The 23,992-nt window shown below is 71.5% G+C and carries 26 protein-coding genes and 3 tRNA genes; 16 read left to right on the plus strand and 13 right to left on the minus strand.

What is annotated here, in order from left to right:
- Positions 1 to 15: 15 nt before the first annotated feature.
- On the minus strand, positions 16 to 1,503 hold the full coding sequence (locus OG992_RS19940) for an NAD(P)/FAD-dependent oxidoreductase (RefSeq protein ID WP_266304017.1): 1,488 nt from the start codon (positions 1,501 to 1,503) through the stop codon (positions 16 to 18).
- A gap of 80 nt (positions 1,504 to 1,583) precedes the next feature.
- Between OG992_RS19940 and OG992_RS19945 the strand changes: the two genes are divergently transcribed.
- Positions 1,584 to 2,660: a serine hydrolase gene (locus OG992_RS19945; RefSeq protein WP_266304018.1), complete on the plus strand. Its 1,077-nt coding sequence runs from the start codon at positions 1,584 to 1,586 to the stop codon at positions 2,658 to 2,660.
- Here the strand turns inward: OG992_RS19945 and OG992_RS19950 are convergent, their stop codons facing one another.
- Positions 2,661 to 3,974 (minus strand): deoxyribodipyrimidine photo-lyase, encoded by a 1,314-nt coding sequence (locus tag OG992_RS19950; protein ID WP_266304019.1) that lies wholly within the window; start codon positions 3,972 to 3,974, stop codon positions 2,661 to 2,663. It abuts the gene before it with no gap.
- Positions 3,971 to 4,894, minus strand: a complete 924-nt coding sequence (locus OG992_RS19955; protein ID WP_238685317.1) for a phytoene/squalene synthase family protein — start codon at positions 4,892 to 4,894, stop codon at positions 3,971 to 3,973. The genes OG992_RS19950 and OG992_RS19955 overlap by 4 nt, the downstream gene beginning before the upstream one ends.
- A 65-nt stretch (positions 4,895 to 4,959) precedes the next feature.
- Between OG992_RS19955 and OG992_RS19960 the strand changes: the two genes are divergently transcribed.
- The 8 genes from OG992_RS19960 to OG992_RS19995 all read left to right on the plus strand — a co-directional run bounded on the left by OG992_RS19960 (position 4,960) and on the right by OG992_RS19995 (position 10,555).
- Complete coding sequence (locus OG992_RS19960; protein WP_238685316.1) at positions 4,960 to 6,102, plus strand: polyprenyl synthetase family protein; 1,143 nt, start codon at positions 4,960 to 4,962, stop codon at positions 6,100 to 6,102.
- Between the two features lie 28 nt (positions 6,103 to 6,130).
- Complete coding sequence (gene crtI / locus OG992_RS19965) at positions 6,131 to 7,612, plus strand: phytoene desaturase family protein (protein ID WP_238685315.1); 1,482 nt, start codon at positions 6,131 to 6,133, stop codon at positions 7,610 to 7,612.
- Positions 7,609 to 8,229: an isopentenyl-diphosphate Delta-isomerase gene (gene idi, locus OG992_RS19970; RefSeq protein WP_266304020.1), complete on the plus strand. Its 621-nt coding sequence runs from the start codon at positions 7,609 to 7,611 to the stop codon at positions 8,227 to 8,229. Before crtI ends, idi begins: the two co-directional genes overlap by 4 nt.
- Positions 8,219 to 9,166: a MerR family transcriptional regulator gene (locus OG992_RS19975; protein ID WP_266305236.1), complete on the plus strand. Its 948-nt coding sequence runs from the start codon at positions 8,219 to 8,221 to the stop codon at positions 9,164 to 9,166. The genes idi and OG992_RS19975 overlap by 11 nt, the downstream gene beginning before the upstream one ends.
- Before the next feature lie 75 nt (positions 9,167 to 9,241).
- Positions 9,242 to 10,024 carry a polysaccharide deacetylase family protein gene (locus OG992_RS19980; RefSeq protein ID WP_238685313.1) on the plus strand — a complete coding sequence of 261 codons (783 nt, stop codon included), beginning with the start codon at positions 9,242 to 9,244 and terminating at the stop codon, positions 10,022 to 10,024.
- Positions 10,025 to 10,178: 154 nt separating this feature from the next.
- Positions 10,179 to 10,251, plus strand: a tRNA-Glu gene (locus OG992_RS19985).
- 57 nt (positions 10,252 to 10,308) lie between these two features.
- Positions 10,309 to 10,382 (plus strand) — tRNA-Asp (locus OG992_RS19990).
- A 99-nt stretch (positions 10,383 to 10,481) separates the two neighbouring features.
- Positions 10,482 to 10,555 (plus strand) — tRNA-Phe (locus OG992_RS19995).
- A gap of 417 nt (positions 10,556 to 10,972) precedes the next feature.
- Here OG992_RS19995 and OG992_RS20000 read toward each other — a convergent pair.
- On the minus strand, positions 10,973 to 11,983 hold the full coding sequence (locus OG992_RS20000; protein ID WP_266304021.1) for a hypothetical protein: 1,011 nt from the start codon (positions 11,981 to 11,983) through the stop codon (positions 10,973 to 10,975).
- Positions 11,984 to 12,149: 166 nt separating this feature from the next.
- Between OG992_RS20000 and OG992_RS20005 the strand changes: the two genes are divergently transcribed.
- On the plus strand, positions 12,150 to 12,677 hold the full coding sequence (locus OG992_RS20005; protein ID WP_266304022.1) for an SRPBCC family protein: 528 nt from the start codon (positions 12,150 to 12,152) through the stop codon (positions 12,675 to 12,677).
- An 11-nt stretch (positions 12,678 to 12,688) separates the two neighbouring features.
- Here OG992_RS20005 and OG992_RS20010 read toward each other — a convergent pair whose 3' ends face one another.
- Complete coding sequence (locus OG992_RS20010; RefSeq protein WP_266304023.1) at positions 12,689 to 13,390, minus strand: DUF2786 domain-containing protein; 702 nt, start codon at positions 13,388 to 13,390, stop codon at positions 12,689 to 12,691.
- A gap of 129 nt (positions 13,391 to 13,519) precedes the next feature.
- On the opposite strand from OG992_RS20010, the gene OG992_RS20015 reads away from it, so the two are divergent.
- Positions 13,520 to 13,960, plus strand: coding sequence for a hypothetical protein (locus OG992_RS20015; RefSeq protein ID WP_238685309.1), 441 nt, complete (start codon positions 13,520 to 13,522; stop codon positions 13,958 to 13,960).
- Between the two features lie 57 nt (positions 13,961 to 14,017).
- Here the strand turns inward: OG992_RS20015 and OG992_RS20020 are convergent, their stop codons facing one another.
- Positions 14,018 to 14,407 (minus strand): hypothetical protein, encoded by a 390-nt coding sequence (locus OG992_RS20020; protein ID WP_091396011.1) that lies wholly within the window; start codon positions 14,405 to 14,407, stop codon positions 14,018 to 14,020.
- A gap of 155 nt (positions 14,408 to 14,562) precedes the next feature.
- Between OG992_RS20020 and OG992_RS20025 the strand changes: the two genes are divergently transcribed.
- A complete protein-coding gene (locus tag OG992_RS20025) occupies positions 14,563 to 15,906 on the plus strand; it encodes an ABC transporter substrate-binding protein (RefSeq protein WP_266304024.1) in 1,344 nt (447 codons plus the stop codon).
- A 67-nt stretch (positions 15,907 to 15,973) separates the two neighbouring features.
- Here the strand turns inward: OG992_RS20025 and OG992_RS20030 are convergent, their stop codons facing one another.
- Positions 15,974 to 16,717, minus strand: coding sequence for an enoyl-CoA hydratase/isomerase family protein (locus tag OG992_RS20030; RefSeq protein ID WP_238685307.1), 744 nt, complete (start codon positions 16,715 to 16,717; stop codon positions 15,974 to 15,976).
- Positions 16,714 to 17,571: a 3-hydroxyacyl-CoA dehydrogenase family protein gene (locus OG992_RS20035; RefSeq protein WP_238685306.1), complete on the minus strand. Its 858-nt coding sequence runs from the start codon at positions 17,569 to 17,571 to the stop codon at positions 16,714 to 16,716. Before OG992_RS20035 ends, OG992_RS20030 begins: the two co-directional genes overlap by 4 nt.
- Before the next feature lie 177 nt (positions 17,572 to 17,748).
- On the opposite strand from OG992_RS20035, the gene OG992_RS20040 reads away from it, so the two are divergent.
- Positions 17,749 to 18,036, plus strand: coding sequence for a hypothetical protein (locus OG992_RS20040; protein WP_091396025.1), 288 nt, complete (start codon positions 17,749 to 17,751; stop codon positions 18,034 to 18,036).
- A gap of 53 nt (positions 18,037 to 18,089) precedes the next feature.
- Here the strand turns inward: OG992_RS20040 and OG992_RS20045 are convergent, their stop codons facing one another.
- Complete coding sequence (locus OG992_RS20045; RefSeq protein WP_238685305.1) at positions 18,090 to 18,869, minus strand: bifunctional 2-polyprenyl-6-hydroxyphenol methylase/3-demethylubiquinol 3-O-methyltransferase UbiG; 780 nt, start codon at positions 18,867 to 18,869, stop codon at positions 18,090 to 18,092.
- Between the two features lie 54 nt (positions 18,870 to 18,923).
- On the opposite strand from OG992_RS20045, the gene OG992_RS20050 reads away from it, so the two are divergent.
- A complete protein-coding gene (locus tag OG992_RS20050) occupies positions 18,924 to 19,313 on the plus strand; it encodes a PPOX class F420-dependent oxidoreductase (RefSeq protein WP_266304025.1) in 390 nt (129 codons plus the stop codon).
- 100 nt (positions 19,314 to 19,413) lie between these two features.
- Here OG992_RS20050 and OG992_RS20055 read toward each other — a convergent pair whose 3' ends face one another.
- Both OG992_RS20055 and OG992_RS20060 read right to left on the minus strand, forming a co-directional pair.
- Entirely contained in the window at positions 19,414 to 19,623 is a 210-nt protein-coding gene (locus tag OG992_RS20055) for a BldC family transcriptional regulator (RefSeq protein WP_007073996.1), read from the minus strand.
- A gap of 250 nt (positions 19,624 to 19,873) precedes the next feature.
- A complete protein-coding gene (locus tag OG992_RS20060; RefSeq protein WP_238685423.1) occupies positions 19,874 to 20,713 on the minus strand; it encodes a hypothetical protein in 840 nt (279 codons plus the stop codon).
- Between the two features lie 193 nt (positions 20,714 to 20,906).
- On the opposite strand from OG992_RS20060, the gene OG992_RS20065 reads away from it, so the two are divergent.
- Together OG992_RS20065 and OG992_RS20070 are read left to right on the plus strand one after the other, a co-directional pair.
- Positions 20,907 to 21,989 (plus strand): Glu/Leu/Phe/Val dehydrogenase, encoded by a 1,083-nt coding sequence (locus OG992_RS20065; protein ID WP_266304026.1) that lies wholly within the window; start codon positions 20,907 to 20,909, stop codon positions 21,987 to 21,989.
- 301 nt (positions 21,990 to 22,290) lie between these two features.
- Positions 22,291 to 22,506, plus strand: coding sequence for a DUF3073 domain-containing protein (locus OG992_RS20070; protein ID WP_030332207.1), 216 nt, complete (start codon positions 22,291 to 22,293; stop codon positions 22,504 to 22,506).
- 136 nt (positions 22,507 to 22,642) lie between these two features.
- On the opposite strand, the gene amcA is transcribed toward OG992_RS20070, so the two are convergent.
- On the minus strand, positions 22,643 to 22,870 hold the full coding sequence (amcA, locus tag OG992_RS20075) for a multiple cyclophane-containing RiPP AmcA (RefSeq protein WP_238685302.1): 228 nt from the start codon (positions 22,868 to 22,870) through the stop codon (positions 22,643 to 22,645).
- On the minus strand, positions 22,839 to 23,942 hold the full coding sequence (gene amcB, locus OG992_RS20080; RefSeq protein ID WP_323181954.1) for a cyclophane-forming radical SAM peptide maturase AmcB: 1,104 nt from the start codon (positions 23,940 to 23,942) through the stop codon (positions 22,839 to 22,841). The genes amcA and amcB overlap by 32 nt, the downstream gene beginning before the upstream one ends.
- Positions 23,943 to 23,992 lie beyond the last annotated feature (50 nt).

The raw sequence follows: 23,992 nt of genomic DNA on the forward strand, positions 1-23,992 counted from the left end.
CGCGCGGAGACGGGGTCAGGACAGGTCGCGTAGGGCGGTTTCGATGGCCCGGTGGAAGGTCGGGTACGCGTAGATCATGTGCCGGAGCTGACTCAGCGGCACCGCCGCGTGCACCGCCACCACCAGCGCGGACAGCACCTCGCCGCCGGCCGGGCCGGCCGAGGTCGCGCCGATCAGCACGCCCTGGTCGGCGTCGGCCACGAGCTTGATGAAACCGTCGTCGCCGACCCGGTGGATCCAGCCTCGGGTCGAGCTGCCGAGTTTGGTGAAACCCACCTGCACGTTGATGCCGCGCTCGCGGGCCTGCTGCTCGGTGAGCCCGACAGCGCCGATCTCGGGATCGGTGAAGGTCACCCGGGGCAGCGCGCGGTAGTCGGCTCGCGGGACGGTGCCGGCCGATCCGCTCGATCCGCTGGCGGCCAGGGAGCTGGACGCGCCCATCGCCCCGCCGACCACGCTGGAGGTGCCGCTGGCGTCCGCCCCCGCCTTCGCCTGCCGGGCGCGGGCCAGGATGTCGGCGATCACGATCCCCGCCTGGTACATGGCGATGTGCGTGAAGGCGCCCTCGCCGGTGATGTCGCCGACCGCCCAGACGTGGTCGGTGACGTGCAGACGGTCGTCGACCGGGAGGTAACGCTGGCTGGCGTCCAGGCCGATCGTGTCCAGGCCCAGCTCGGCGAGGTGGGCCTTGCGCCCGGTCACCACCAGCAGCCGGTCGGCGGTGAACTTCGCGCCGCCGCCACCGCGCAGAGTGAACCTGGCTCCGTCGTGCTCGACCCGTTCGGCGCGTACCCCGGTGTGGATCTCCACGCCGTCGGCGCGCAGCGCCGCGGCGGCGACCTCGGACGCCTCGGGTTCCTCGACGGCCAGCACCCGGTCGAGCGCCTCGACCACTGTGACCCGGACCCCGAAGCGGGCGAAGACCTGCGCCAACTCCAGGCCGATCGCGCCGCCACCCAGCACGAGCAGCGACTGCGGCAGCTCCTCGACCTCGATCGCCTGATGGTTGGTCCAGTACGGGGTGTCGGCCAGGCCGTCGATCGGCGGCACCGACGGGCGGGTGCCGGTGCCCAGGACCACCCCGTGTCGGGCCTCGAACACCTGGTCACCGACGCGGACCCGGCGCGCACCGTCGAGCCGACCGCTGCCCCGCACGAGTCGGCCACCCTTGCCGACGAACCGCTCCGCCGCGACCGTGTCGTCCCAGGTGTCGGTGGCTTCCTCACGGATCCGCTTCGCCACCGGCGCCCAGTCCGGCTGGACCTGCGCCGTCCCGGCGAGCCCGTCGACCCGGCGAGCCTCGGCGAGCGCGTTGGCGGCTCTGATCATCATCTTGCTCGGGATACAGCCCCAGTACGGGCACTCCCCGCCGACGAGATCCCGTTCGACGCCGACGACGTTCAGGCCGGCCTCGGCAAGTCGCTCGGCCACCTCCTCGCCCCCGACCCCGAGCCCGACCACGACCACATCCACCAGCTCCGGCTCCGCCACACCGAACAGCATCCCCCAGCGACACCACACCAACCACCGGGGTCGGCGGAAAAGTCGGAGCGTGCACCGGCCCGGACGCCTACCGTGGCCGGATGCACGCACGCTTCGCTCCGGTCCGGGACTGCTTCCACGACCTGTTCGCCTCCGGCCGGGAAACCGGCGCCGCAGTGACCATCTGGTACGACGGGCAGCCGGTAGTGGACCTGGTCGGCGGCTCCCGCCGCGGCCACGGGCCGGGCGGCGAGCCGTGGCTGCCGGACACGCTGGTGAACGTCTACTCGGTCGGCAAGCCGGTGGCCGCGCTCTGCCTGTTGCTGCTCGTCGACCGGGGAACCGTCGATCTCGACACGCCAGTGGACCGGTACTGGCCGGAGTTCCGCACACCCGCCACGGTCCGTCAGGTGTTGTCGCACACCGCCGGGCTGCCGGCCTTTCCGGTGCCCCGACCGGCCACCGCGATCGCCGACTGGACGGTGCTCACCGGCGACCTGGCCGCCGCCGACCCCGAGTGGTCGCCGGGCTCGGTCGCCGGGGAACACGCCTGGACGTACGGGCATCTGGTGGGCGAGCTGGTCCGCCGCGTCGACGGACGGTCGGTGGGCCGGTTCCTGGCCGAGGAGATCGCCGACCGGTGGCAGCTCGACCTCGGCTTCGGGTTGACCGAGGCGGACCAACTGCGCAGCGCGGACCTGCGGTACGGCGACCCGCACTGGCCGACCCGAATGCTCGGTGAGCCCGGCTCGCTGCGGGCTCGGGCGATCGGCAACCCGGCCGGCGGGCTGGACCTGGCCGTGCTGAACAGCCCGATGTGGCGGGGCGCGGAGGTGCCCGCGGTCAACCTGCACGCCACCGCGGCCAGCCTGGCCCGGCTCTACGCCGGCCTGCTGGCCGGTGGTGTCCTGGACGGGGTTCGGCTGTTCAGCCCGGAGCTGGTAGCGGAGGCGACAGGGGTCCAGTACGACGGGCCGGACCTGGTGCTGGACCGCGACGCCCACTGGACCCTGGGCATGCAGTGGGAGCCGGACGGCAGTTGGGGCATGGGTGGCATCGGCGGCAGCAGCGCGTGGGCCGACCCCGAGCGGGGCTACACCTTCGCGTACGCCACTGCGCACCTCGCCGAGCACGACCGGGTGGACGAGCTGGTCGAGGCGTTGCACTCGGTGCTCTGATCAGCGCAGCCAGACGGGGTCGGTGCCCGGTACCGAGAGCGGCGGTGGGTAGTCGAACGCCTCGGGCAGCCGCCACGGTTGGTGGATGGCCTTGCCCCGCACCCCCGCCAGCTCCGGCACCCACCGGCGCACGTAGTCGCCGTCCGGGTCGTACCGTTCGGCCTGCCGGACCGGGTTGAACCCCCGGTAGGGCTTCGTGTCGTTGCCGGTGCCGGCGACCCACTGCCAGTTGCCGGAGTTGTTCGCCACGTCCCCGTCGAGCAGCCACCGGAAGAACACCGCCACCCCGGACCGCCAGTCCTGCCCGAGGTGCTTGGTCAGGTAGCCGGCGGTGATCAGCCGGGCCCGGTTGTGCATCCAGCCCTGTGCCAGCATCTGCCGCATCCCGGCGTCGACGATCGGCATCCCGGTGCGTCCCTCGGCCCAGGCCGCCAACGCGTCGTCGTCGTAGCGCCACTGCTCGGTGGCACCCCGCCGGTACGCCGCTGTCGAGATCTCCGGGAAGGCGGCGGTGACCTGGTAGTAGAAGTCCCGCCAGCAGACCTGCCTGACGAACGGGCCCGATCGGTCGCCGGCGAGGTTCGCCACCGCCAGCGGCGACACGCAGCCGAAGCGCAGGTACGGGCTGAGCCGGGACGTGTCGTCGCCGGCCATGTCGTCGTGCTGATCGCCGTACCGGGTCAGGTCGGGCAGCCAGTCGGTGAGCCGCTGCCGGGCGATCCGCTCGCCACCGATGGCCGCGTCCGGTGAGTCTCCGGCTGGCAGCGCCGGCAACCGGCCCACGCGTACCCGGTCGGGCAGCGCGATCCGGCGCGGCGCGGCCAACTCCTCGCGCCACCGGTTGGCCGCCCAGGCCCTGTGGAACGGGCTGAACACCCGGTAGTGGTCGCCGCCGCCACCGGGCCGCAACGCGCCCGGCTCGACCACTGTCAAACCGGGAAACAGTCGCAGGTGCAGCCGGTGCCGCTCGCACTCGGTGCGTAGTCGCCGCTCCCGACGGACGGCGTAGTGGCTGACGTCGGCCGAGAGCGCGACGGCGGTGGCCCCGACCTCGTCGGCAAGCCGGATCGTCTCGGCCACCGGGTCGCCGTGCCGGACCACCAGGTCGCCGCCACGCTCACGGAGCTGGTCGCGCAGGTCGGCGAGGGCCTGGTGCAGGAAGCGGGTGCGGTTGGCGGAGAGGTCGGCCAGCGCCGGGTCGAGCACGTACAGCGGCACCACCTGGTCGAAGGCGGCACAGGTGGTTGCCAGCGCCGGGTGGTCGTGCACTCGCAGGTCGCGGGTGAGGAGCACGATCGCCGTGCTCGCTGTCACCGGCTCTCCGGTTGGATCGTCGGCCCGGGGATGACGACCGGCGTACCGGTCGAGCTGAGCAGGGCCCGCGCGGCCACCGCCATCCGTCGCCGCTGCGGCACCAGGGCCCGCCGGACGAAGACGTCGTAGTCCTGCGCGGCCACCTCGTCGAGGATGCCGCCGTAGAGCGCGTACGCGGTGCGCATGCAGGCCTGCGAGGCGGGTGCCAGCATGGTGATGCCCGGTGCGGCGGCGGCGTAGTGCGCCTGGGCGCGCGTCACCTCGTACTCGATCAGCTCGCGGATCCGGGGGGTGACGCGGCCCCGGGCGCGGGCCTCGGCCAACTCCTCGCGGGTGACCCCGAACTTCGCCATGTCCTCGTCCGGCAGGTAGGTGCGGCCCCGGTCGAGGTCCTCGGCGACGTCCCGGATGAAGTTGGTGAGCTGGAAGGCGAAGCCGAGCTGACGGGCCGGCTCCCGGGCCGCCACCGGGTCGGAGGTGCCCAGGATCGGCAGCATCATGGTGCCGATGACCGCCGCCGAGCCCTCCATGTAGTCGAGCAGGTGGTCGTAGGTCGGGTACGCGGTGACGGTCAGGTCCATCGCCATGCTCTTCAGAAACGACGCAAAGTCGTCCCGGTCGAGATCGAAGACGGCGATCGTGTGCAGCACTGCCGGCAACAGGGGGTCGTCGACCGGCGCACCGTGCAGACCGGCCACGAACTGGCTGGCCCAGTGGTCCAGCAGGGCGGCCCGCTCGGCCGGCGGCAGGTCCTCGGTGCGGTCGACGATCTCGTCCGCGTACCGCGTGAACCCGTAGAGGGCGTGCACATGTCGTCGTTTCCAAGCGGGAAGCAGACGGGTGGCGAGATAGTAGGTGCGGCCATGGCGTTTGTGCAGCTCACGGCACCGGTCATAGGCAGCGGTGAGATCAGTTTCCACCGGCCCTCCTCCATTTATCGACGCACCAATCGACGCAACTCGTAGCCTAGGGTACGCTCAGTCGCATGGCCAACGACGCAGTTGCGGGCAACGCGACCCGCGTGGCGCCGACAGGGCCGGGGGACGGGGACGATCCGGTCCGCGCCGTTCTGGCTGCCTATACCCACGATCTGGTCACGGCGGTCGACGAGACCCTGGACGCCTTCCTCACCGCCGAGGTCGACACCCTCAACGACATCGACGCGTCGATGGGCAGCTTCGCCGCCACCGCCCGGGAGGCCGTCCTGACCGGCGGCAAGCGGATCCGCTCCACGTTCGCCTACTGGGGTTGGCGCGGAGCCGTCGGTGGCACCGCGCCTCTGCCACCCGTGCTGCCCGCGCTGGCCGCGCTGGAGCTGCTGCACACCTTCGCGCTGGTGCACGACGACGTGATGGACGCGTCCACCACCCGCCGCGGCCGGCCCACCGCGCACATCGCGCTCGCCGAACAGCACGTCGCCGCCGGCCACCGAGGTGATCCCGGCCGGTTCGGTGAGGCCGTCGCCGTGCTCATCGGCGACCTCTGCATGGTCTGGGCCGACCAGTTGCTGGCCCACGCCTCGGTGCCGTCGACGCGCCTCTTCGAGGTGCGCCGCTGCTACGACCAGATGCGGGTCGAGACGGTCGCCGGGCAGTATCTTGACGTGCTCGGCGAGAACGACCCGGGCAACTGGTCGGTCGACCGGGCACTACGGGTGGCCCGATACAAGACCGCCAGCTACACCGTCCAGCGACCACTGCTCTTCGGTGCCTGCCTGGCCGGGGTGCCCGCTGACGACCCGCTGGTCTCCGCGTACACCCGCTATGGCCTGGCTGTCGGCGAAGCGTTCCAGCTCCGCGACGACCTGCTCGGCGTCTACGGCGACCCGGCGGCCACCGGCAAGCCGGCCGGGGACGACCTCCGCACCGGCAAGCCGACCACGCTGCTCATGCTGGCCCGTGAGCTGGCCACGCCCGCCCAGCTCACGGCGTTGGAGCGAGCCGCCGACGGATCGGTCGACACGCTCGCCGCGCTGGTCGCCGAGACCGGTGCGGTGACCCGGGTGGAGCAGATGATCGCCGAGCGGGTCAGCGACGCGCTGGCCGCGCTCGACGCCGCACCCGTGGACCAGACGGCGCGGACCGCGTTGACCGGGCTGGCCACCGCCGCCGCCAACCGGCGAGCCTGATGAGCGACTTGAGCGAGGAGGTGGTCACGTGCGGACGGTGACAGGACGGACGGACCGGGTGGTGGTCGTCGGAGCCGGGCTGGGCGGGCTCGCCTGCGCGCTGCACCTGGCCGGCAGCGGTCGACAGGTGACGGTGCTGGAGCGCGAGCCGGTGCCCGGCGGGCGAGCCGGGCGCCTCGGCGTGGACGGCTACGAGTTCGACACCGGCCCGACAGTGCTCACCATGCCCGACCTGATCGCCGAGGCACTCGGCGCGGTCGGCGAGGAGCTGCACGACTGGCTGGACCTGACCCCGCTCGACCCCGCCTACCGGGCGTACTACCCGGACGGCTCGACCCTCGACGTGCTCACCGACACCACCCGGATGGCGGCCGAGATTTCCCGGGTCTGCGGGCCCCGGGAGGCCGACGGCTACCTACGGTTCGTCGAGTACGCGCGGGAGCTGTGGCGGCTGGAGCGCACCGACTTCATCGAGCGCAACCTGGACGCGCCGACCGACCTGATCACCGGCAACCTGCTCAAGCTGCTCAGCGGCGGGGCCTTCCGGCGCCTCCAAACGAAGATCAACCAGTTCTTCCGGGACCCGCGTACCCAGCGGATCTTCTCCTTCCAAGCGATGTACGCCGGCCTCGCGCCGCATGACGCGCTGGCCATCTACGCGGTCATCGCGTACCTCGACTCGGTGGCCGGGGTCTACTTCCCACGCGGCGGCATCCACGCGGTCTCCAGGGCGATGGCCGGCGCGGCCGAGAAGCACGGCGTGCAGATCCGGTACGACACCACCGTGACCAGGGTGGAGACCGTGAACGGCCGCGCCACCGGCGTGCTCACCGCCGACGGCGACCTGGTGCCGGCGGACGTGGTGGTGCTCAACCCCGACCTGCCGGTCGCCTACCGGGACCTGCTCCCCGCCGCGCCGCGGCGCCGGCTCACCTACTCGCCGTCCTGCGTCGTTCTGCACGTCGGCTCCCGACAGGCCTATGCGAAGATCGCCCATCACAACATCCATTTCGGACGCGCGTGGAAGGGCACCTTCGATGAGGTCATCCGACGGGGTGAGCTGATGACCGATCCGTCGCTGCTGGTGACCAACCCCAGCCGGACCGACCCCGCGGTGGCACCACCGGACCGACACACCTACTACGTGCTCGCCCCGGTGCCCAACCTGCACCGGGCGCCGTTCGAGTGGCGCGGCGACCTGACCCAGCGCTACACCGACCAGCTGATCGGCACCCTGGAGGAGCGCGGCTACGTCGGCTTCGGCGCCGGGGTAGAGGTACTCCGGGCGATCACCCCCGCCGAGTGGGAGGAGCAGGGGATGGCCGCCGGCACTCCGTTCGCCGCCGCGCACACCCTCTTCCAGACCGGCCCGTTCCGCCCGTCAAACCTGCACCGCGACCTGCCGAACGTGGTCTTCGTCGGCTCCGGGACCCAGCCCGGTGTCGGCGTACCGATGGTGCTCATCTCCGGCAAGCTCGCCGCCGGCCGGATCACCGGGGAAGGCCGATGATCAGTCGCGAGAAGCACCTCGTCGAACTCGTCGACGAGTCCGGCAAGGCCCACGGCGAGACGACAGTCGCGGCGGCGCACCAACCACCGGGGCAGCTGCACCGGGCCTTCTCGGTGTTGCTGGTGGACCCGGACGGCCAGGTGCTGCTCCAGCGGCGAGCCGCGGTGAAGACCCGGTTCCCGCTGCGCTGGGCCAACTCCTGCTGCGGCCACCCCCAGCCGGGGGAGTCGCTCGCCGAGGCGGCCAACAGACGGCTGAGCGAGGAGTTGGGCGCGGGCCCGGTCGAGCTGACCGAGGTCGGCGTCTACGTCTACTACGCCGAGGACCCGGCAACCGGTCGGGTCGAGTTCGAGTACGACCACGTACTGCGAGGCGAGTTCCTGCCCGGCGCTCCGCTACTGCCCGACCCGGACGAGGTGGCGGAGCTGCGGTGGGCCGACCCCGCCGCGCTGGAGGCCGAGTTGAAAGTCGACCCCCGGTCGTACGCGCCCTGGCTGGGCGGGGTGGTGAACCGCTTGCTACGCCCCGCGGAGTCCCGGTCCGGCGCAACCGGCCCGGCCCTGACGCCGCCCGGATCGTCGGCGAATGACACGGCGGAGCGGTCGGGTGGTCGATGAGGCGCTGAGCGCGGGCGCTGTCGCACGTCGGTTGGGGGTCGCGGTGACGACCCTCCGCACCTGGCACCAGCGCTACGGGCTCGGGCCCAGTGAACACATCCCCGGTCACCACCGCCGGTACACACCCACCGATCTGGCCCGTCTCGAGATCATGCGACGGCTCACCGCCGAGGGGGTGAGCCCCGCCGAGGCGGCTCGGTGGGCCCGCCAGGCACCGGACCCGACGCCCAACGGCGCCGGCACCGTCGCCCCCGCCCGGATCCACCCGACCGGCCGTGACGGCGGCTCCATCCCGGTCGGCCGCGCCGGTCCGGCGGCCCGTGGGTTGGCCCGGGCCGCCATGCGACTGGACGCGGCGGCGATCAGCGAGACGATCGCGCACGCACTGGCCGCCAGCGGGGTCGTCGCCACCTGGGAGGGCCTGCTGCGCCCGGTGCTCGCCGGCATCGGCGAACGGCACGCCGCCACCACCGGCCTGATCGAGGTGGAACACCTGGTGTCCCGCTGCGTCTCGGAGGCGCTCGCGGCGGCCAGTCGGGCCAACGTCCCCACCGGGCCGGCCCGGATCCTGCTCTCCTGCGCCGACGAGGAACAGCACACCCTGCCGCTGGAGGCGTTGGCGGCGGCTCTCGCGGAGGCCGGTGTCAGCTACCGGATGCTCGGCGCCCGGGTGCCGGTGGCCGCTCTCGTCGAGGCGGTCAACCGGACCGGACCGGCCGCCGTGGTGCTCTGGTCGCACACCCGGGCCACCGCCGACCCGACCCAACTCAGCGCGCTGCTCGCCGCGCCCCGACGCCCGTTGCTGGTGCTCGCCGCCGGGCCCGGCTGGCGAGCCGACACGCTGCCCGCCGGGGTGGTGCGGCCGGTCGACCTGGCCGAGGCGGTCTCGCTCTCCGCCGCCGTCCGCGACTCCCTGGACCAGTCGAGGCGTGATTGATCGCACTGTCGCCGGATCGCGGCGTGAACTACCGTCGGGCGGGTCCGCCTACCCCGACCCTCCGGGAGCGAGCAGATGCAAGCCCGCGCAGTCCTGGCGTCCGTCCTCGCTGTGGCGCTGCTCCTGTCCGGCTGCGCCCAGCCGACCCGCTCCATCACACCCGCCGCAGTTCCACAGCCTGTGGAATCGACCACGCCGCCCACCCCGAAACCGCACCCCAGCGTCACCAAGCCGGCCAAGCCGCCACTGCGGCCGCTGCCGGCCAAGCTGCCCTCCGGTCTGGGGCGCAACACCGGCGTACGCCCGGTGGCCCTGACGTTCGACGACGGGCCCAGCCCGGCCTGGACACCCAAGGTGCTCGACCAATTGAAGGCCGCCAAGGTGACGGCGACCTTCTGCGTCGTCGGTCGCGAGGTGCAGCGTCACCCGGAGTTGGTCCGGCGGATCGTCCGGGAGGGACACCAGCTCTGCAACCACAGCTGGCGTCACGACCTCGATCTCGCCCGTCGACCTGCCGGCGAGATCCGGGCCGACCTGGACCGCACCAACAAGGCCATCCGGAAGGCCGTTCCCGGCGCGAAGGTGTCGTTCTACCGGCAGCCCGGCGGCCGGTGGACGTCGGAGGTGATCGGGGTGGCCAAGGACCTCGGCATGCGTCCGCTGCACTGGTCGGTCGACCCGCAGGACTGGGACAAGCCGACAGCGGCCACGATCGGCAAGCGTGTCCACACCGCCACCCGGGCCGGTGCGATCGTTCTTCTGCACGACGGGGGCGGTAATCGGGCCGCGACACTGGCCGCATGCCCGAAGTTGATCGCCGACCTGAAGCAGCGCTTCGGCATCACCCGACTCCGCTAGAACCGGTCTGACCTGCAGTTATGGCCCGTCCCAAGCCCTTGCCGACACCGATTTTGTCGACCGACGGAGCATCACGTATGCTTTCCAAGCCTCCGGCGGGGCCGGATGGGAGCAAGTCCGCTTGAAGTTGCGAATGTGCAATGATGGCGGGGCCGCCCTCATCGTCTAGCGGCCCAGGACGCCGCCCTTTCAAGGCGGTAGCACGGGTTCGAATCCCGTTGGGGGCACGACCGGCGTAAGCCGGAGCAAGGCAAGACCGGCGTAAGCCGGAGCAACACAAGCTAGGTCCTGTGGAGCAGTTGGAGTGCTCGCCGCCCTGTCAAGGCGGAGGTCGCGGGTTCAAGTCCCGTCAGGACCGCAGCGCTGACGCCGCGCCCCGCGCGGCGTTCTGCGTATCGGAGCAGGTCGCCTTGCCGCCGGTTCGTCCGGTTGCCGGGTAACATGAGCCGAGCGACACGGCCAGGTAGCTCAGTTGGTACGAGCGTCCGACTGAAAATCGGAAGGTCGGCGGTTCGACCCCGCCCCTGGCCACATAGCCTTTCGCCGGGCTACAGAGGTCCCCGCCAGCGGAAACGCAGGTGGGGATCTTGCTTTTTCCGGCGCCACTGCCGGCACGCGCGAGCAGAGCGCCGCGACCCCCGCGACATCAGCGGCATGGCGCCGAAGCGACGACCTCCAAGATCGTGCTCGATCCAGGAAACAGGGCCCTCCACCCGCGTGCGAGGCCACTACATCAAGGATCGAGCGTGATCATGCGAGAAGGATGCCCTGGCACCGCTGCCGGCGACGCTCGGACGACAACCGCGAGCGGCGTCCATGCACTATCACCGAAACTGCTGCCTCCCGACCGGCTGAGGCAGCAGTTTCCCTGAAGATGCTCAGATCTTGGCGCCCTGTGCACGGCCACCCAGGTGAGACCGCCCCCGCACAACGAGGAACGGCGCGGCGTCAGTGGTCGCGGCGACCCTGCGGGCGGTGCTGCGTCACGCTGCCCTGGATCGCCTCCCACACGCTCCGTCCGGCCTGTCGCAGCGTCTCCCCCGCCTGCTCGGCCAGCTGCGCCGCGCCCTGGGCTGCGGCCTGCGCGGCACCCGGCAGACCACCGTCTCCATCCCCGGACGGGCTCGGACCGGATGCAGTCGACCGGCCTGGCTGGTTGCGGGTCTGCCCGGCCGCCGAACCCGCCGATCCCTCGGGGCGCCGCTGCTGCCGGCCCTGTGGCTGCTGGCCCTCAGGACGCCGCCCCTCCGGCTGCGGGCCCTCCGGCTGCGGGCCCTCCGGCTGCGGGCCCTCCGGCTGCGGGCCCTGCGGATGCGACTGGTCGGCTGACCCCGGGCCGCCAGCTCGCGGCCCGGGTCCTCCGGCGTCCGGTGCCGACCCGACCGGACCCGCCCCGGATCGACCGGCATCCGCCCGATCAGAGCCCGGCCGGCCAGAACTCGGTCGACCTGAGCCCGGCCTGTCGAAACCCAGTCGGTCGCGGTCGGCCACGGGGCTGGCCGCGCCGACCTGCCGGCCCGGCTCGTCGCGTCCGTCGTCCGAGCGTCGACGTGATGCCTTGATCTCCGCTGCGCCCGCGGCCAACTGCTGGGCGCTGCGGTTCACGTCGTCGACGGCGGTGCCGGCCGTACGGGCGAGCGCCTCGATGATGTGCGGGTTGTGGTCGAGCGTGTCGAGTGCGCGGCCCAGGATTCTGGTCAGCTGCTCCAACCGCACCCGCAGTTGTGCCTCGGCGTTCACCCCATCGATGTTCAACTCGCCGCCGTTGAGGTGCACCCGTACGCCGGCGTCGACCTGGAGCAGGTTGGCCACTCGGGCCCGCAGCGACAGGTCGGCCTCCAGGCCGTCGACCGCCAGTCGGATGGAGTCGACGGAGACCTTCGGAATGTCGAGCAGGACGTCCGGGTCCCCGCTGTCGACGTTCCGGTCCGGCTCCCGCTGCTGACCGCTCTCGCTCATGCTCTCCCGCCCCACCTGCACACCGGCTCGGTCGTCCGAGCCGTTGGGCGCGGTTACCCGCTTTCCGGCGGGCCATCCCGTCCGTGACGACTCGACGACCCTCTGTCTGGAACCGGGCACCGCGCGAAGCTGCACACCGAGGCATCAGCCGGTATGGTCCGGGCCTATGGGACAGGAATTGACTGATCCGGCCGACATCCGGCAGGACGTCGGCCAGTTCTCTCTCCGGTGCAGCCTTCTCGTCCCGGGCTCCCCCGAGCACGCGTTCGCGGTCTTCACCGACGAGCTGACCGACTGGTGGGTCACCGAATACACCTGGTCCGGCCCGGACGCGCTGGCCGAGCTGGGCATGGAGCCCCGGGCCGGCGGCATGCTCTACGAGATCGGCCCGTACGGTTTCCGCGCCGACTGGGGCCGGGTGCTCACCTGGGATCCGCCTCGCCGACTGGTCTTCGTCTGGCAGATCGGCCCCGACCGGGCGCCGGTGCCGGACCCGGCCCGCGCGAGCGAGGTCGAGGTGCTGTTCCATGCCGAGGGGCCGGAACACACCCGGGTCGAGCTGGAGCACCGGCACTTCGACCGGCACGGCGAGGCTGCCGAGGGTTACCGCAAGGCGCTCACGGCCGGCTGGCACGAGCTGCTCACCCGCTACGTCGCCACGTTGTCGCGCCACCGCCCCAGCACGACGGCCTGACGACCCACGGGTCACCGGCCGAGCCGTCGACCGGCGGCGGCGCCGAGGTCACGACCACCAAGGTTCGCGCGTTGGCCTGCCTCCGCCCCCGAACCGAAGCCGGTGCCGCCCAGGCGACGTGGCGGTGCGGTACGCAGCCGTGGGTACTCCTCGGTGAGCCGGCGCTGCACCCGGTCGGACCGGTCGGCCAGCACCAGTGCCATCGACGGTGCGCCCGACTCGCTGGCCGCGGCCGACTCGGCCGCCCAGAGTCGACCTCCGACCACCTCCGCGAAGCCGGCCAGCCAGGAGCGGCGGAAGGCTGCGGGGTGGTCGTCAGCGGGCACCTCGGTGGCGGCCAGGCCGTGCGCCGCCTGTACGAGCAGTGAGGTGAAGAGCAGGTCGACCCGTTCCAGGTCACTGGCGAAGCCGAAGAGGTGCAGGGCGAAGCCGTTGCCCTGCCGACGGCGTACGCAGCGGCAGCGCAGCGGCTCAGCCACCGCGGCGAGCAGGCCGACCTTGTCGCGGGCGTACGGGGCGACGACGTCGAGCACTCGATCGCCGACCGGGTCGGTGGTCGGGTCCCGGGCGGCGAGCAGCGCCCGGTCGACGCCGTAGCGGGCGATCAGCTCGGTCGCCTTGGCGGTGAACGCGGCGGCCTCGGCCGGCGTGCAGGCCGGGTCCTCGGCCTGGGCCAGCAGCTTGCGCACCTTGCTGAGCATCGCCTCGGACATGCCTACAGAGCTACCACACGGGCCGGACATCATCGGGGCCGCACGGTGATCGATCGATACGTATCATCGTCACGGCCAGATGATCAGTCCGATACGGACGGTCAACCAACTGTTTGGAGGAACGAACGGATGCCATCCCCGACCGCTCGTCTGCTCGCCGTCGCCACGGCCACCGCACTGCTCTCCGTCGGCACGCCCGCGCAGGCGGAGCCCACCACGCCGACCACGCCGGTCAGCTCCGGGCCGAACGCGTTCGCCCCGCTCGCCACCTGTTACGGCGGAGCGGTCCGCTCGTACTTCGAGACCGGCCGCTACGGCGGCTCGGCCGGCCAGTACCGCACCACGACGCGCTGTCGTGACATCAACGTGCGCAACGCGAGCGTGTACGCCACAGACGCGTGCGTGATCTTCGTCGACAAGACGAGTGCCTGCAACTACTGGACCTACCTGCCGGCCAACTCGGGTTGGATCACGGTGGCGACAAACGTCCGGGACGGCGTCAACTTCCGGGTCCGCTTCGAGAACCTGCGGTACGAGTACGAACCGCTGATCGCGTACCACGCGTTCTGACCGATCCGCACGGTCGCGGCGTCCGCCCCCCGACGGACGCCGCGACCCGGCGGCGGTTCACCCGGCGCGGCTGCGCAGGGTGGCGATCGTCGAGCCGGCGAGCGTGAGCAGGCAGTCGGGGAGCAGCCCGTCGGCTGCCGCGGCGCCGAACAGCGCCTCCCCGGTCGGCTCGTCCCGATTCGCGTACGCGCTGACGAAGCGGGCCACCCAGCGGGTGTCGTACCCGGCCTGATCGATCCCCGGAAAGTCGAGCGCCGCACCGCTGGCCGCCGGCGCGTCACCGAGCATGGTCGCGGCCAGACACCAGGCGACGCCGTACGCGCCGTCCAGGCCGGCCCGGTCGACGACCGCGTCGAACGCTCCCACCACCGCGTCTCCATCGCCGGTCAGCGCCGAACGGAGCACGGCGGCCGCGTCATCGAACGTCTGCTGTGGTAGGTCGGTCACGCAGCGCACAGTAGGACGGGTGGTCAAGCGTCCCCGCAACCGTCACTGTCCGTGTTCAACGCGAGCTACCTGCGCATTACGCCACCTCCACGGTCCCGCCGCCGGCCTCGGCACGCTAATGTGCGCAGCGGACCTTCGCCGGAGGAAGGACGACCATGTTCGTATCACGCCGCTCGCGGGTAGCCACACTGGCTGCCTGCGCGACGATCCTGCTCGCCACAAGCGCTTGCGGGGATGACAAGCCCGAAGAGGCCAGCGCCCAACAGGTGCGCCTCTACGGCACGGACGGCAACATGCTCAACTCCTACCCTGCGGAGTTGAAGGAACGAGCGAGTCTCGTCGACGGGATGAAGGGCACCACGCCCCTCGTTCCGCTGCCAGACGACTTCAAGGGCCGGCTACGGGCCGTCAATCCGGCGCTGACGGACTACGTGTACTCCGCCGAGACGTACGACGCGGTGGTGATCGCCGTGCTCGCCTCCCAGTTGGCCGGGAGCACCGACCCGGCCGCCATCACCAAGCAGATCGTCGCCGTGACCAACGACGGGCAGCGCTGCGAAGACCCGGCCAGTTGTCTCACGCTGGCCCGCAACGGGCAGGACATCGAGTACCGCGGCGTGTCGCTGACCCGGGCAGGCTTCACCGACAAGGGTGAGCCGGCCACCGCGAGCTACGCCACGCTGACCTTCGACGGGCAGCAGATCAACGACGGCAAGACCGAGTTCGTCGGCGCGGGCATCGAGTCGGCGGCAAGCACCAAGACGCCGCCGAAGCCGAAGAAGCAGCGCCCGGGTGCCGCCGCCGACCAGGAGCCGCTGATCCTGGGCGGCCTGCTGCCGAAGACCGGTGACCTCTCGATCGCCTACCCGCCGATGGCCGCCGGCGCCGCGCTGGCGATCAAGGAGATCAACGCCGCTGGGGGCGCACTGGGCAAGCCGGTGACGTGGCTCGACGGCGACGACGGCACCAACCCGGCAGTGGCCAAGGCGACGGTGGCCAAGCACGTGACGGACGGCGTCAGCGTGATCATCGGTGCCGGCGGTTCGGGCATCTCCCGGGCGGTGCTGCCGGACGTGGTGCAGGCCGGGAAGATCCTCTTCTCCCCGTCCAACACCGACGCCAGCCTGACCGACGTCGACGACGAGGGCCTCTACTTCCGTACCGCCCCGCCGGACAGCCTCCAGGGCCGGGCGCTGGCCGACGTGATCCTCCGCGACGGGTCACAGAAGATCGTCATCGTCGCCCGCAAGGACTCCTACGGTGAGGGCCTCCAGGGCACCGTCCGCGAGGAGCTGGAGAAGGCCGGTATCGCCAACGACCGGCTCAAGCTGTTGACGTACGAGCCGCCGGCCGACGCGAAGGCCGCTCCGGTCGACTTCAGCGGCGGCGCGAAGGAGATCAAGGAATTCGGCGCGGACGCCGTACTGATCATCGGTTTCGGTGAGTCCGCCCAGGTGATCCGCGGCCTGGCCGACGCCGGGGTGCAGATCCGGCAGTAGGCGAGACCCGAGAACCACTACGGCCGCACCGGCTTCCCGCCGGTGCGGCCGTTTTTGGTACGCGGGATCAGCGCGGCCGGCGGCGCTCCAGGAACTCGGTCATCCGGCGGTGCTTCTCGTCGTCCTCGAACAGCACCGCCTGGCTGACCAGGTCGAGATGCGGGTGCGCGGCGGCCGGCGCGTCCACCGCCAGCTTGGTCAGCCGCACCGCCAGCGGTGAGCCCAGGGCGATCTCGTCCAGCAACGCGTGCGCCACCGTCAGCAGTTCGCCGGGCTCGTCCACCACCCGGTTCACCAGGCCGATCCGCAGGGCCTCCGCGGCGTCCACCCGCCGGCCGGTGAAGAGCAGCTCCTTGGCCCGGCCCTCACCGATCAACGCGGGCAGCCGGTGGGTCGCGCCGGCGCCAGCCAGGATGCCCAACCGCACCTCCGGTTGCCCGAAGACCGCCCGCTCCGTGCAGACCCGCAGATCGCAGGCGTACGCCAGCTCCGCGCCACCGCCCAACGCCGGGCCGTCGACGGCCGCCACGGTCGGCATCGGCAGCGCCCGGATGCGGGCGAAGGCGGCCGAGTTGATCGCGGCGAGGGCGTCCGTGCGACCCCGTTCGCGGAGCTGGCCGATGTCGGCGCCACCGGCGAAGATGCCCGACGCGCCGCCGGTGAGCAGCAGCAGGCGCGGGCGCGCCTCCAACTCGGCGCAGACCTGGTGCAGCTCGGCGATCAGGTCGGCGTCGATGGCGTTGCGCTTCTCCGGCCGGTCCAGGGTGACCACCAGCCGGTCCGGCCGCTCCTCGATCCGCAACCCGCTCACTGCTTGACACCGCCTTCCCAGCGGTAGAAGCCCTGCCCGGACTTCTTACCCAGCCGCCCCGCGGCCACCATCTCCACCAGCAGCGGCGGCGGCGCGAAGCGGTCCCCGTACGCGGCCTGAAGGGTGCGGGCGATGTCCAGCCGCACGTCGAGGCCGACCAGGTCGGTGAGCTCCAACGGCCCGATCGGGTGCCGGTAGCCGAGCACCATGGCCTTGTCGATGTCCGCCGGGCTGGCCACCTCGTCGGCGACCATCCGGATCGCCTCCAGCCCGAGGGTGACCCCGAGCCGGGAGGTGGCGAAGCCGGGCATGTCGCGTACGACGACGGGGTCCTTGCCGAGCCGGCCGGCGAGCGCGACGGCCGCGGCGGTGGTCTCGTCGGCGGTGGCCGGGCCGACCACGATCTCCAGCAGCGCCATCGCCCAGACCGGGTTGAAGAAGTGCAGGCCGACGAAGCGCTCGGGCGCGTCCAACTCGGCGGCCAGCGCCCCGATGGCGATGCTGGAGGTGTTGCTGCCCAGCAGCGCCGGGCGCAGCGCGGCGGAGTCCCGGAGCACCGCACGCTTCAGGGCGAGACGCTCCGGCACCGCCTCCACGATCACCTGGGGGGCGGGAGCGACGGCGGCGAGGGTCGGGCGCAGCGTCACCCGCTGGCGGTTCGTGGCGGCCTCGTCGGCGCTCAGCTTCCCGCGCTGCACCGCCCGCTCCCACAGCTCGGCGAGCCGGTTCAGCGCTGCCGCACCCCGCTCGGGGTCCACCTCGACCAACTCGACGGCGTGCCCTGCGCCGGCCGCCACGTACGCGATGCCAAGCCCCATCGTGCCGGCACCGACGACCACGAAACGATCGCTCATCACGCCTCCCTGTCCCGCCCGCCGACGCGCGGGGTCCCCGCTGCGCCGGCCCGGGTGTCCCGCCCGCTCCGCTCGCTCATGGTGCGACCCTAGACAGCGCGACGACCCGGCCCATGCGTGGGGGAGCGCCGGATCGGGTAATGACGGCCCGTCAACCGAGGGAAGGACCGCATCGACATGAGCCAGGCACCGGAGAGCGTCACCGACGGGGAGATCGTGGAGACCCGAGGCGACGAGCGGGTCGAACTGCTGCGCGCCGACACCAACAACGACGGCAAGACCGACGTGTGGGTGGTGGACACCGACGGCGACGGCAAGGCGGACCTGTTCCAGTTCGACACCGACGGTGACGGCAAGGTGGACATCACCATGGTCGACATCGACGAGGACGGCCAACCGGACGAGGTGGTCGACGGCGACGGCGGCCTTCCGCCCGAGCAGCTCCCCCCGACCGTCCAGGTCTGAGACGTACGGACGGCCCCCGCTCTCCGTCCGGCGGAGAGCGGGGGCCGTTCTGCTCAGTCGACGAGGCGCAGGGTGGCCAGGTAGTAGGGGGCGTCGCGGTCGTCCACATCGGTGAGCTGCCATCCGGTGCCGTGCACCAGGTTGGCGAACTCGTCCGCCGAGCAGACCAGGTAGTCGAACCACTCGGTGCTCAACTCGCGGTAGCGCAGCCGCAGCCGCAGCTGGCCACCGAGCCGGCCGCGTCGACGGTTGCGCTCGTGGTAGCCGGTGTGCAGCGGGTCACGGGTGCCGTACGGGTTGGTGCCCTGCGCGATGATCTGCGCCCCAGGCCGGGCCAGCGCGGCGAGCGCGGCCAGGAACTCGGGAGCACGCTCCCGCCCCTCGAACAGCCCGAGGTTGTTGCCGAGCAGCAGGAATGTGTCGTACCGCGACCCGTCGGCGACGTGCGTGTCGACGGTGCCGTGCACCAGCCGCCGGACCCCGCGACGCCGGCTCACCTCCAGCGCCCCCGCCGAGGTGTCCAGCCCGGTGACGGGTACGCCGCGCTCCTGGAGCAGCAGCGCGATCCGGCCGGCGCCGGTACCGATGTCCAGCGTCTCGCCGTGCGCCCGGTCCACCGCGCGGTGGTCGTACGGCTGCCACTCCGCCGGCCCGTCCAGGTAGTGCGCGGACGGGGCGCCGTTGATCAGACCGTCGTCCCGTTCGATGATCTCGATGACCGGTCGCGGCAGTCGACCACCGACCAGGGGCCGGGGGCCCACCCCGGTGGCCACGGCGAGCGTGTCTCGCAGCAGTTCGCCGATCACGTCACCGATTCGAGGTTCGACCGTCACGGCGTTCACGCTATCCGGCCACTCAGTGGCCCGCGCCGGCCGTATCCTGGCGGCGTGACCATGCTGGACCGGCTGTCGGCCGAGAAGTACATCCTGCTCACGACCTTCCGCACTGACGGTCGGGCGGTGCCGACCCCGGTCTGGGCGGTACGCGACGGGGAGGCGCTGGCGGTCTGGACCCGGGCCGACTCGGGCAAGGTGAAGCGGATCCGCCGCAACGGCGAGGTGACAGTGGCGCCGTGCGACGTGCGGGGTCGGCCACACGGGGCGGAGGTGTCAGCTCACGCCACGATCTACGGGGGCGGTGACACCGGTCGGGTCCGCGACCTGCTCAAACACAAGTACCGCCTGATCGGTCGGCTGAGCCTGCTGGGCAGCCGGTTGCGCCGCGGCGAGGGCGGCACTGTCGGCATCCGGGTGACGTTGGCCAAGCCACAGCGCTGACCCGCGTCGCTGACCCGCGGCCCGGGGTCGTGCTCGGCTGGGCACACGAAAGGGGCGGCGGATCGAGATCCACCGCCCCTGACGTAGAACTGTTGCCTGCTCAATCGCCCTGCCGCTGCTGCGGGATCTGGCCCTGCAAGAGCGCCCTGACCTCCGACTCACGGTACCGACGGTGGCCACCCAGGGTGCGGATGGCACTGAGCTTGCCAGCCTTGGCCCACCGGGTCACCGTCTTCGGGTCGACCCGGAACATCGACGCCACCTCGGCCGGCGTGAGTAGCGGCTCTGGTTCGTGCGTTCGCGATGCCATCGGTCACTCCTCCACATGTATAGACATCGGCCGGGGTCCCGCCGGCCGACGCGTCTCCCATGGTCCGGCTAGTCCCCGATGTCCGACATGGGCCGAACGGATGAAGGTCCCTAGACGGACGGATGAACCATGCCCGATTTTTACGACTTTTACACGGCAGAAACTACCTTATTCGGACTCATGATCACGGTTCGTGATGCGTCAACTACGAGCACAACTCACCTTGGGAGCGCTCCTAGGGTGATATGCCCTAGTTGCACCGCTCCAAAAGCTGCACCGCACGCCACCGAGCCACCAACTTGTCGTACGCGGCCGACGCCTCCTCGGCCTCGCCGCGCGACAGCCCCGCGAGGCCGCTGGCGACCAGCTCGGGCGAGTCGTCAGCGGCGAGCGTCTCGTCGGAGAGCAGATCGACCAGGCCGCCGTAGTCCAGCTCGACCACGGACCGCGGATGGAACTCCTCCAGCCAGCGGGCCGCCTCCTCCACCGCCTCGGTGATCGGCGCCTCGCCCACCGACTTGCGCAGCACCGACAGCGCCCGCGACGAGCGGCGTCGCGCCTTGGAGATCTCGGTGCGGTAGCGCAACGCCCGCCGGCCCGGCTGGCTGACCAGGTCCCGCTCCTCCGGGTCGAACAGCACGAACCACCGCAGCGGTACGCCCCAGGTGGCGATCTGCTCGTGCACCCGGGGCACCCCGTGCTCCAGCACCCGGGCGCCACTGCGCCAGTCGTCCACCACCGCCCTGGCCTGCCCGGCGAGCACCGGTGGCACGAAGGCGTCGGCGAGCACCGAGGGCACCCCGTCCCGGGCGCTGAGCGCCGCCTCAGCGACCCGGATGCGCAGGTTCCAGGGGCAGACCAGTAGGCCTTCGTCCGTCTCCAGGACGTACGCCTCCTCCGGCAGGTCCGGCAGCCGGGTCCAGCCAGCACCCAGCGCCTCGATCACCGCCGTCCGCTGCCGACCGGGCCCCTCGACCGGGGCGATCGCGCGCCCCTCCGAGACGTAGCGACGCCAGTAGCTCTGCCGGTCTCGATCGAAGGCGGCCAGCGGTTCGTACACGCGCAGGTAAGAAGCGAAGAGCGACGGCACCGCGCGATCCTCCCACGAACCACGCCCGTACGCGGTCAGCGGCCGGAGCACGCGCGCCGCACCGTGGGACGGCGGCGGCGCGTCGAGCGCCCGCCCGGCGGCCGATACTAGGCTCGATCACACCGGCAGCATCCCCGCCGGGGTCCACCAGGTCCGCGTCCCACAAGGACGCACACCACAGTAGGAGCCAACAATGGGCGTATTCGCGAGCACCGACGACCCGGTATCGACAGGTCACGAACAGGTCGTGTTCTGCCAGGACAAGCAGAGCGGCCTGAAGGCGATCATCGGGATCTACTCCACAGCGCTGGGCCCGGCGCTCGGCGGCACCCGCTTCTACCCGTACGCGAGCGAGGACGACGCCCTCGCCGACGTGCTGGACCTGTCCCGCGGGATGGCGTACAAGAACGCGCTCGCCGGGCTGGACCTGGGCGGCGGCAAGGCCGTCATCTGGGGCGACCCGGAGCAGATCAAGAGCGAGGCGCTGCTGCGTGCGTACGGCCGCTTCGTGGAGTCGCTGGGCGGCCGCTACTACACCGCCTGTGACGTCGGCACGTACGTGGCGGACATGGACGTCGTGGCCCGGGAGACCCGCTACGTGACCGGGCGCAGCGTCGAGCACGGCGGCGCCGGCGACTCGTCGATCCTCACCGCCTGGGGTGTCTTCCAGGGGATGCGGGCCGCAGCCGAGCACGTGTGGGGCACCCCGAGCCTGCGGGGCCGGCGGGTTGGCGTGGCCGGGCTGGGCAAGGTCGGCAAGTACCTCACCGGGCACCTGCTGGACGATGGCGCCGAGGTGGTCGCCACCGACGTCAACCCGAAGGCGCTGGCGTGGGTGCGCAGCAACCACCCGCAGGTCACCCTCGTCGACGACGCCAGCGCGCTGGTCGCCGCGGACATCGACGTGTACGCGCCGTGCGCGCTGGGCGGCGCCCTGAACGACGACACCGTGCCGGCGCTGCGCGCCAAGGTGGTCACCGGGGCGGCGAACAACCAGCTCGCCCACCCGGGCATCGAGAAGCTGCTGGCCGACCGGGGCATCCTCTACACGCCGGACTACGTGGTCAATGCCGGCGGCGTGATCCAGGTGGCCGACGAGATCGAGGGCTTCAACTTCGACCGGGCGAAGCTGCGGGCGACGCGGATCTACGACACCACCCGCGAGATCCTGCACCTGGCTGACGCTGAGGGCGTGCCGCCGGCGGTGGCCGCCGACCGTCTGGCGGAGCGGCGGATGGCGGACGTCGGCCGGCTGCGCGCGATCCACCTGCGCTGAGCTTTCCCCGGAGGCGGATCGACGAGATCCGCCTCCGGGCCCCGGTGCCGGGCGTCGCTGGGTAAGCTGAGCCGGGGTCAAATTTGATGCGGTTTGTCCGGTGTCACGGGTGCTAACCGTCCCGCTCCTTACCCGGTACACTGGGTGACGGCCGGATCGACGCGACGCGCAGAGCCGGCTGACGGTAACCCGAGGTGCCGAACGATGGCATCCCCATGTACCGTAAGAGCCACGAGAGATGCCTGACGTCATCGGGGCCCGCCTTCGGGCTGCCCCGCATTCTGTGCGAGGGGGTCGAGCCATGGGGCGCGGCCGTGCTAAGGCCAAGCAGACTAAGGTGGCGCGGGAGTTGAAGTACCACTCCCCGAACACCGACCTCACCGCTTTGCAGCGCGAACTGGCGGGTGCTGGTAAGTCTGAGCACCACTTCGACGACGACTCTAAAGAGTTCGTCGACGACGATGATGAGGATCACGCGGACGACGATCCGGATCCCTGGGTCCGTCCGACCCGCTGACCTATCGGCGCAGCTGAGCACGCGGTAACCCCCGCGTGCTCACGCACGTCCCGTGCAGGTGCAGTAGCCGACGATCAGGGGCCTGGCCCGACCGGATCCACTCCGGTCGCTCGACAGGCCCCTGACAACGGCTCCCTCAGCGCGGGCGATTGTTCCAGTTGTAGAACGTCGGGATGTTCTCGAAGTGGTTCCAGGCGCAGACCGCGCTGGAATCCTCCGCGCCCGACACCTCCGAACGCAGCCGCCGTGCGTCCTCGGCCTCCTGGAGCAGCACGACGAGCGCGGGACCCGCGTCCCGCACCCGTTCGGTGACTCCGTCGTCCGCTTCGCGCTCAGGCCGCCGGTGACTGGTGGTCTCGGGCATGCTCCAACACTCCCTCCAATAGGCGGATCTTGCTGTTGCGGCAGTGCTCGGTCTCCGTACCGTCAAAACGCCCCAGTTCGAAGTAACGGTTGGCGGCATGGCCGCCACCGCAGAAGCCGAAGTACGGGCAGGACGCCCGACACGCCTCCACCCCGGCCAGGAACTCCCTCACCCACGGCGTCGTCGCCGCGTTGCCGAGGATCTGCGCCAACGGCGTCGTCAGCACGTTGCCGCTGCTGAAGTCGCCGTAGTGGGGGTCGGTGAAACCGGCCAACTCCGGGGAGAGCACGATCACCGAGCCGTCGTGACCGATGGTCGGGATCGGGTCCAGGTGGCGGGGCAGCACACCGTCCGCCGAGTTGTCGAGCACCGCCGCGGCGTAGCGCAACGACCACTCGATCTCGCGGAGGTGGATCCGGGGCTCCCGGCGCCACGCCCCGACCAACTCCGCCCAGAACGCGGACACCTTCGACGGGTCGTGGCGGTTGTCGCGGGTGTTGACTCCCTCGGTCTCCTCAATGTTGATGCCCAGCACGTCGCAGCCCAGCTCGAGGAAGTAGTCGTACAGCTCGGTGGCGAGCCCCGGCTCGGGCCGGGACACCACGGCCAGCGCGGAGAAGGGCAGACCGCGCCGCCGCAGCACCGAGATGCCGTGCAGGATCCGGTCGTACGCCGGCTGACCGCCCCGGTTGACCCGGTCACCGTTGCGCGCCCGGGGCCCGTCGACGCTGACACTCACCCGCATCTCGTGCCGGGCGAAGAAATCGCACCAGTCGTCGTCGATGAGGGTGGCGTTTGTCTGCACATGGTGCTCGACCTCTGGCCCGAACGGGGCGATCAGAGCGGCCAGGTGCTCTCGACCAGCGGCCAGGGGCTCGCCGCCATGCCACACGACGGAGAACCGACCGTTCGCCGCCCAGGGTTTGACGGCGGCCGCGACCGCCTCGGCCACCGCCACCGGCATCCGGCGGTCGGCGGCGCGAAACGGCAGATAGCAGTACGTGCAGTCGAGGTTGCAGAGGGTGGTGGGCTGCATGACGACGTACGACGGGACGGCGGCCAGACCGCGCATCCCGCTGAACGACTGTCCCCGAGCAGCCATCGCCCTCCTTCGCCTAGCCT

Origin of the sequence: Micromonospora sp. NBC_00362 (assembly GCF_026342155.1) — a bacterium.
GTDB lineage: Bacteria > Actinomycetota > Actinomycetes > Mycobacteriales > Micromonosporaceae > Micromonospora > Micromonospora hortensis.

Excerpts from the sequence above, each read along its gene's own strand:
- OG992_RS19980 (WP_238685313.1), top strand. The coding sequence starts at position 9,242 with ATGCAAGCCCGCGCAGTCCTGGCGTCCGTCCTCGCTGTGGCGCTGCTC.
- OG992_RS20065 (WP_266304026.1), top strand. The coding sequence starts at position 20,907 with ATGGGCGTATTCGCGAGCACCGACGACCCGGTATCGACAGGTCACGAA.
- OG992_RS20010 (WP_266304023.1), bottom strand. The coding sequence starts at position 13,390 with ATGTCCGAGGCGATGCTCAGCAAGGTGCGCAAGCTGCTGGCCCAGGCC.
- OG992_RS20055 (WP_007073996.1), bottom strand. The coding sequence starts at position 19,623 with ATGGCATCGCGAACGCACGAACCAGAGCCGCTACTCACGCCGGCCGAG.
- idi (WP_266304020.1), top strand. The coding sequence starts at position 7,609 with ATGATCAGTCGCGAGAAGCACCTCGTCGAACTCGTCGACGAGTCCGGC.
- OG992_RS19945 (WP_266304018.1), top strand. The coding sequence starts at position 1,584 with ATGCACGCACGCTTCGCTCCGGTCCGGGACTGCTTCCACGACCTGTTC.
- OG992_RS20035 (WP_238685306.1), bottom strand. The coding sequence starts at position 17,571 with ATGAGCGATCGTTTCGTGGTCGTCGGTGCCGGCACGATGGGGCTTGGC.
- OG992_RS19960 (WP_238685316.1), top strand. The coding sequence starts at position 4,960 with ATGGCCAACGACGCAGTTGCGGGCAACGCGACCCGCGTGGCGCCGACA.
- OG992_RS20005 (WP_266304022.1), top strand. The coding sequence starts at position 12,150 with ATGGGACAGGAATTGACTGATCCGGCCGACATCCGGCAGGACGTCGGC.
- OG992_RS20040 (WP_091396025.1), top strand. The coding sequence starts at position 17,749 with ATGAGCCAGGCACCGGAGAGCGTCACCGACGGGGAGATCGTGGAGACC.
- OG992_RS20070 (WP_030332207.1), top strand. The coding sequence starts at position 22,291 with ATGGGGCGCGGCCGTGCTAAGGCCAAGCAGACTAAGGTGGCGCGGGAG.
- OG992_RS20015 (WP_238685309.1), top strand. The coding sequence starts at position 13,520 with ATGCCATCCCCGACCGCTCGTCTGCTCGCCGTCGCCACGGCCACCGCA.
- OG992_RS20025 (WP_266304024.1), top strand. The coding sequence starts at position 14,563 with ATGTTCGTATCACGCCGCTCGCGGGTAGCCACACTGGCTGCCTGCGCG.
- amcB (WP_323181954.1), bottom strand. The coding sequence starts at position 23,942 with ATGCGCGGTCTGGCCGCCGTCCCGTCGTACGTCGTCATGCAGCCCACC.
- amcA (WP_238685302.1), bottom strand. The coding sequence starts at position 22,870 with ATGCCCGAGACCACCAGTCACCGGCGGCCTGAGCGCGAAGCGGACGAC.
- OG992_RS19940 (WP_266304017.1), bottom strand. The coding sequence starts at position 1,503 with ATGCTGTTCGGTGTGGCGGAGCCGGAGCTGGTGGATGTGGTCGTGGTC.
- OG992_RS20000 (WP_266304021.1), bottom strand. The coding sequence starts at position 11,983 with ATGAGCGAGAGCGGTCAGCAGCGGGAGCCGGACCGGAACGTCGACAGC.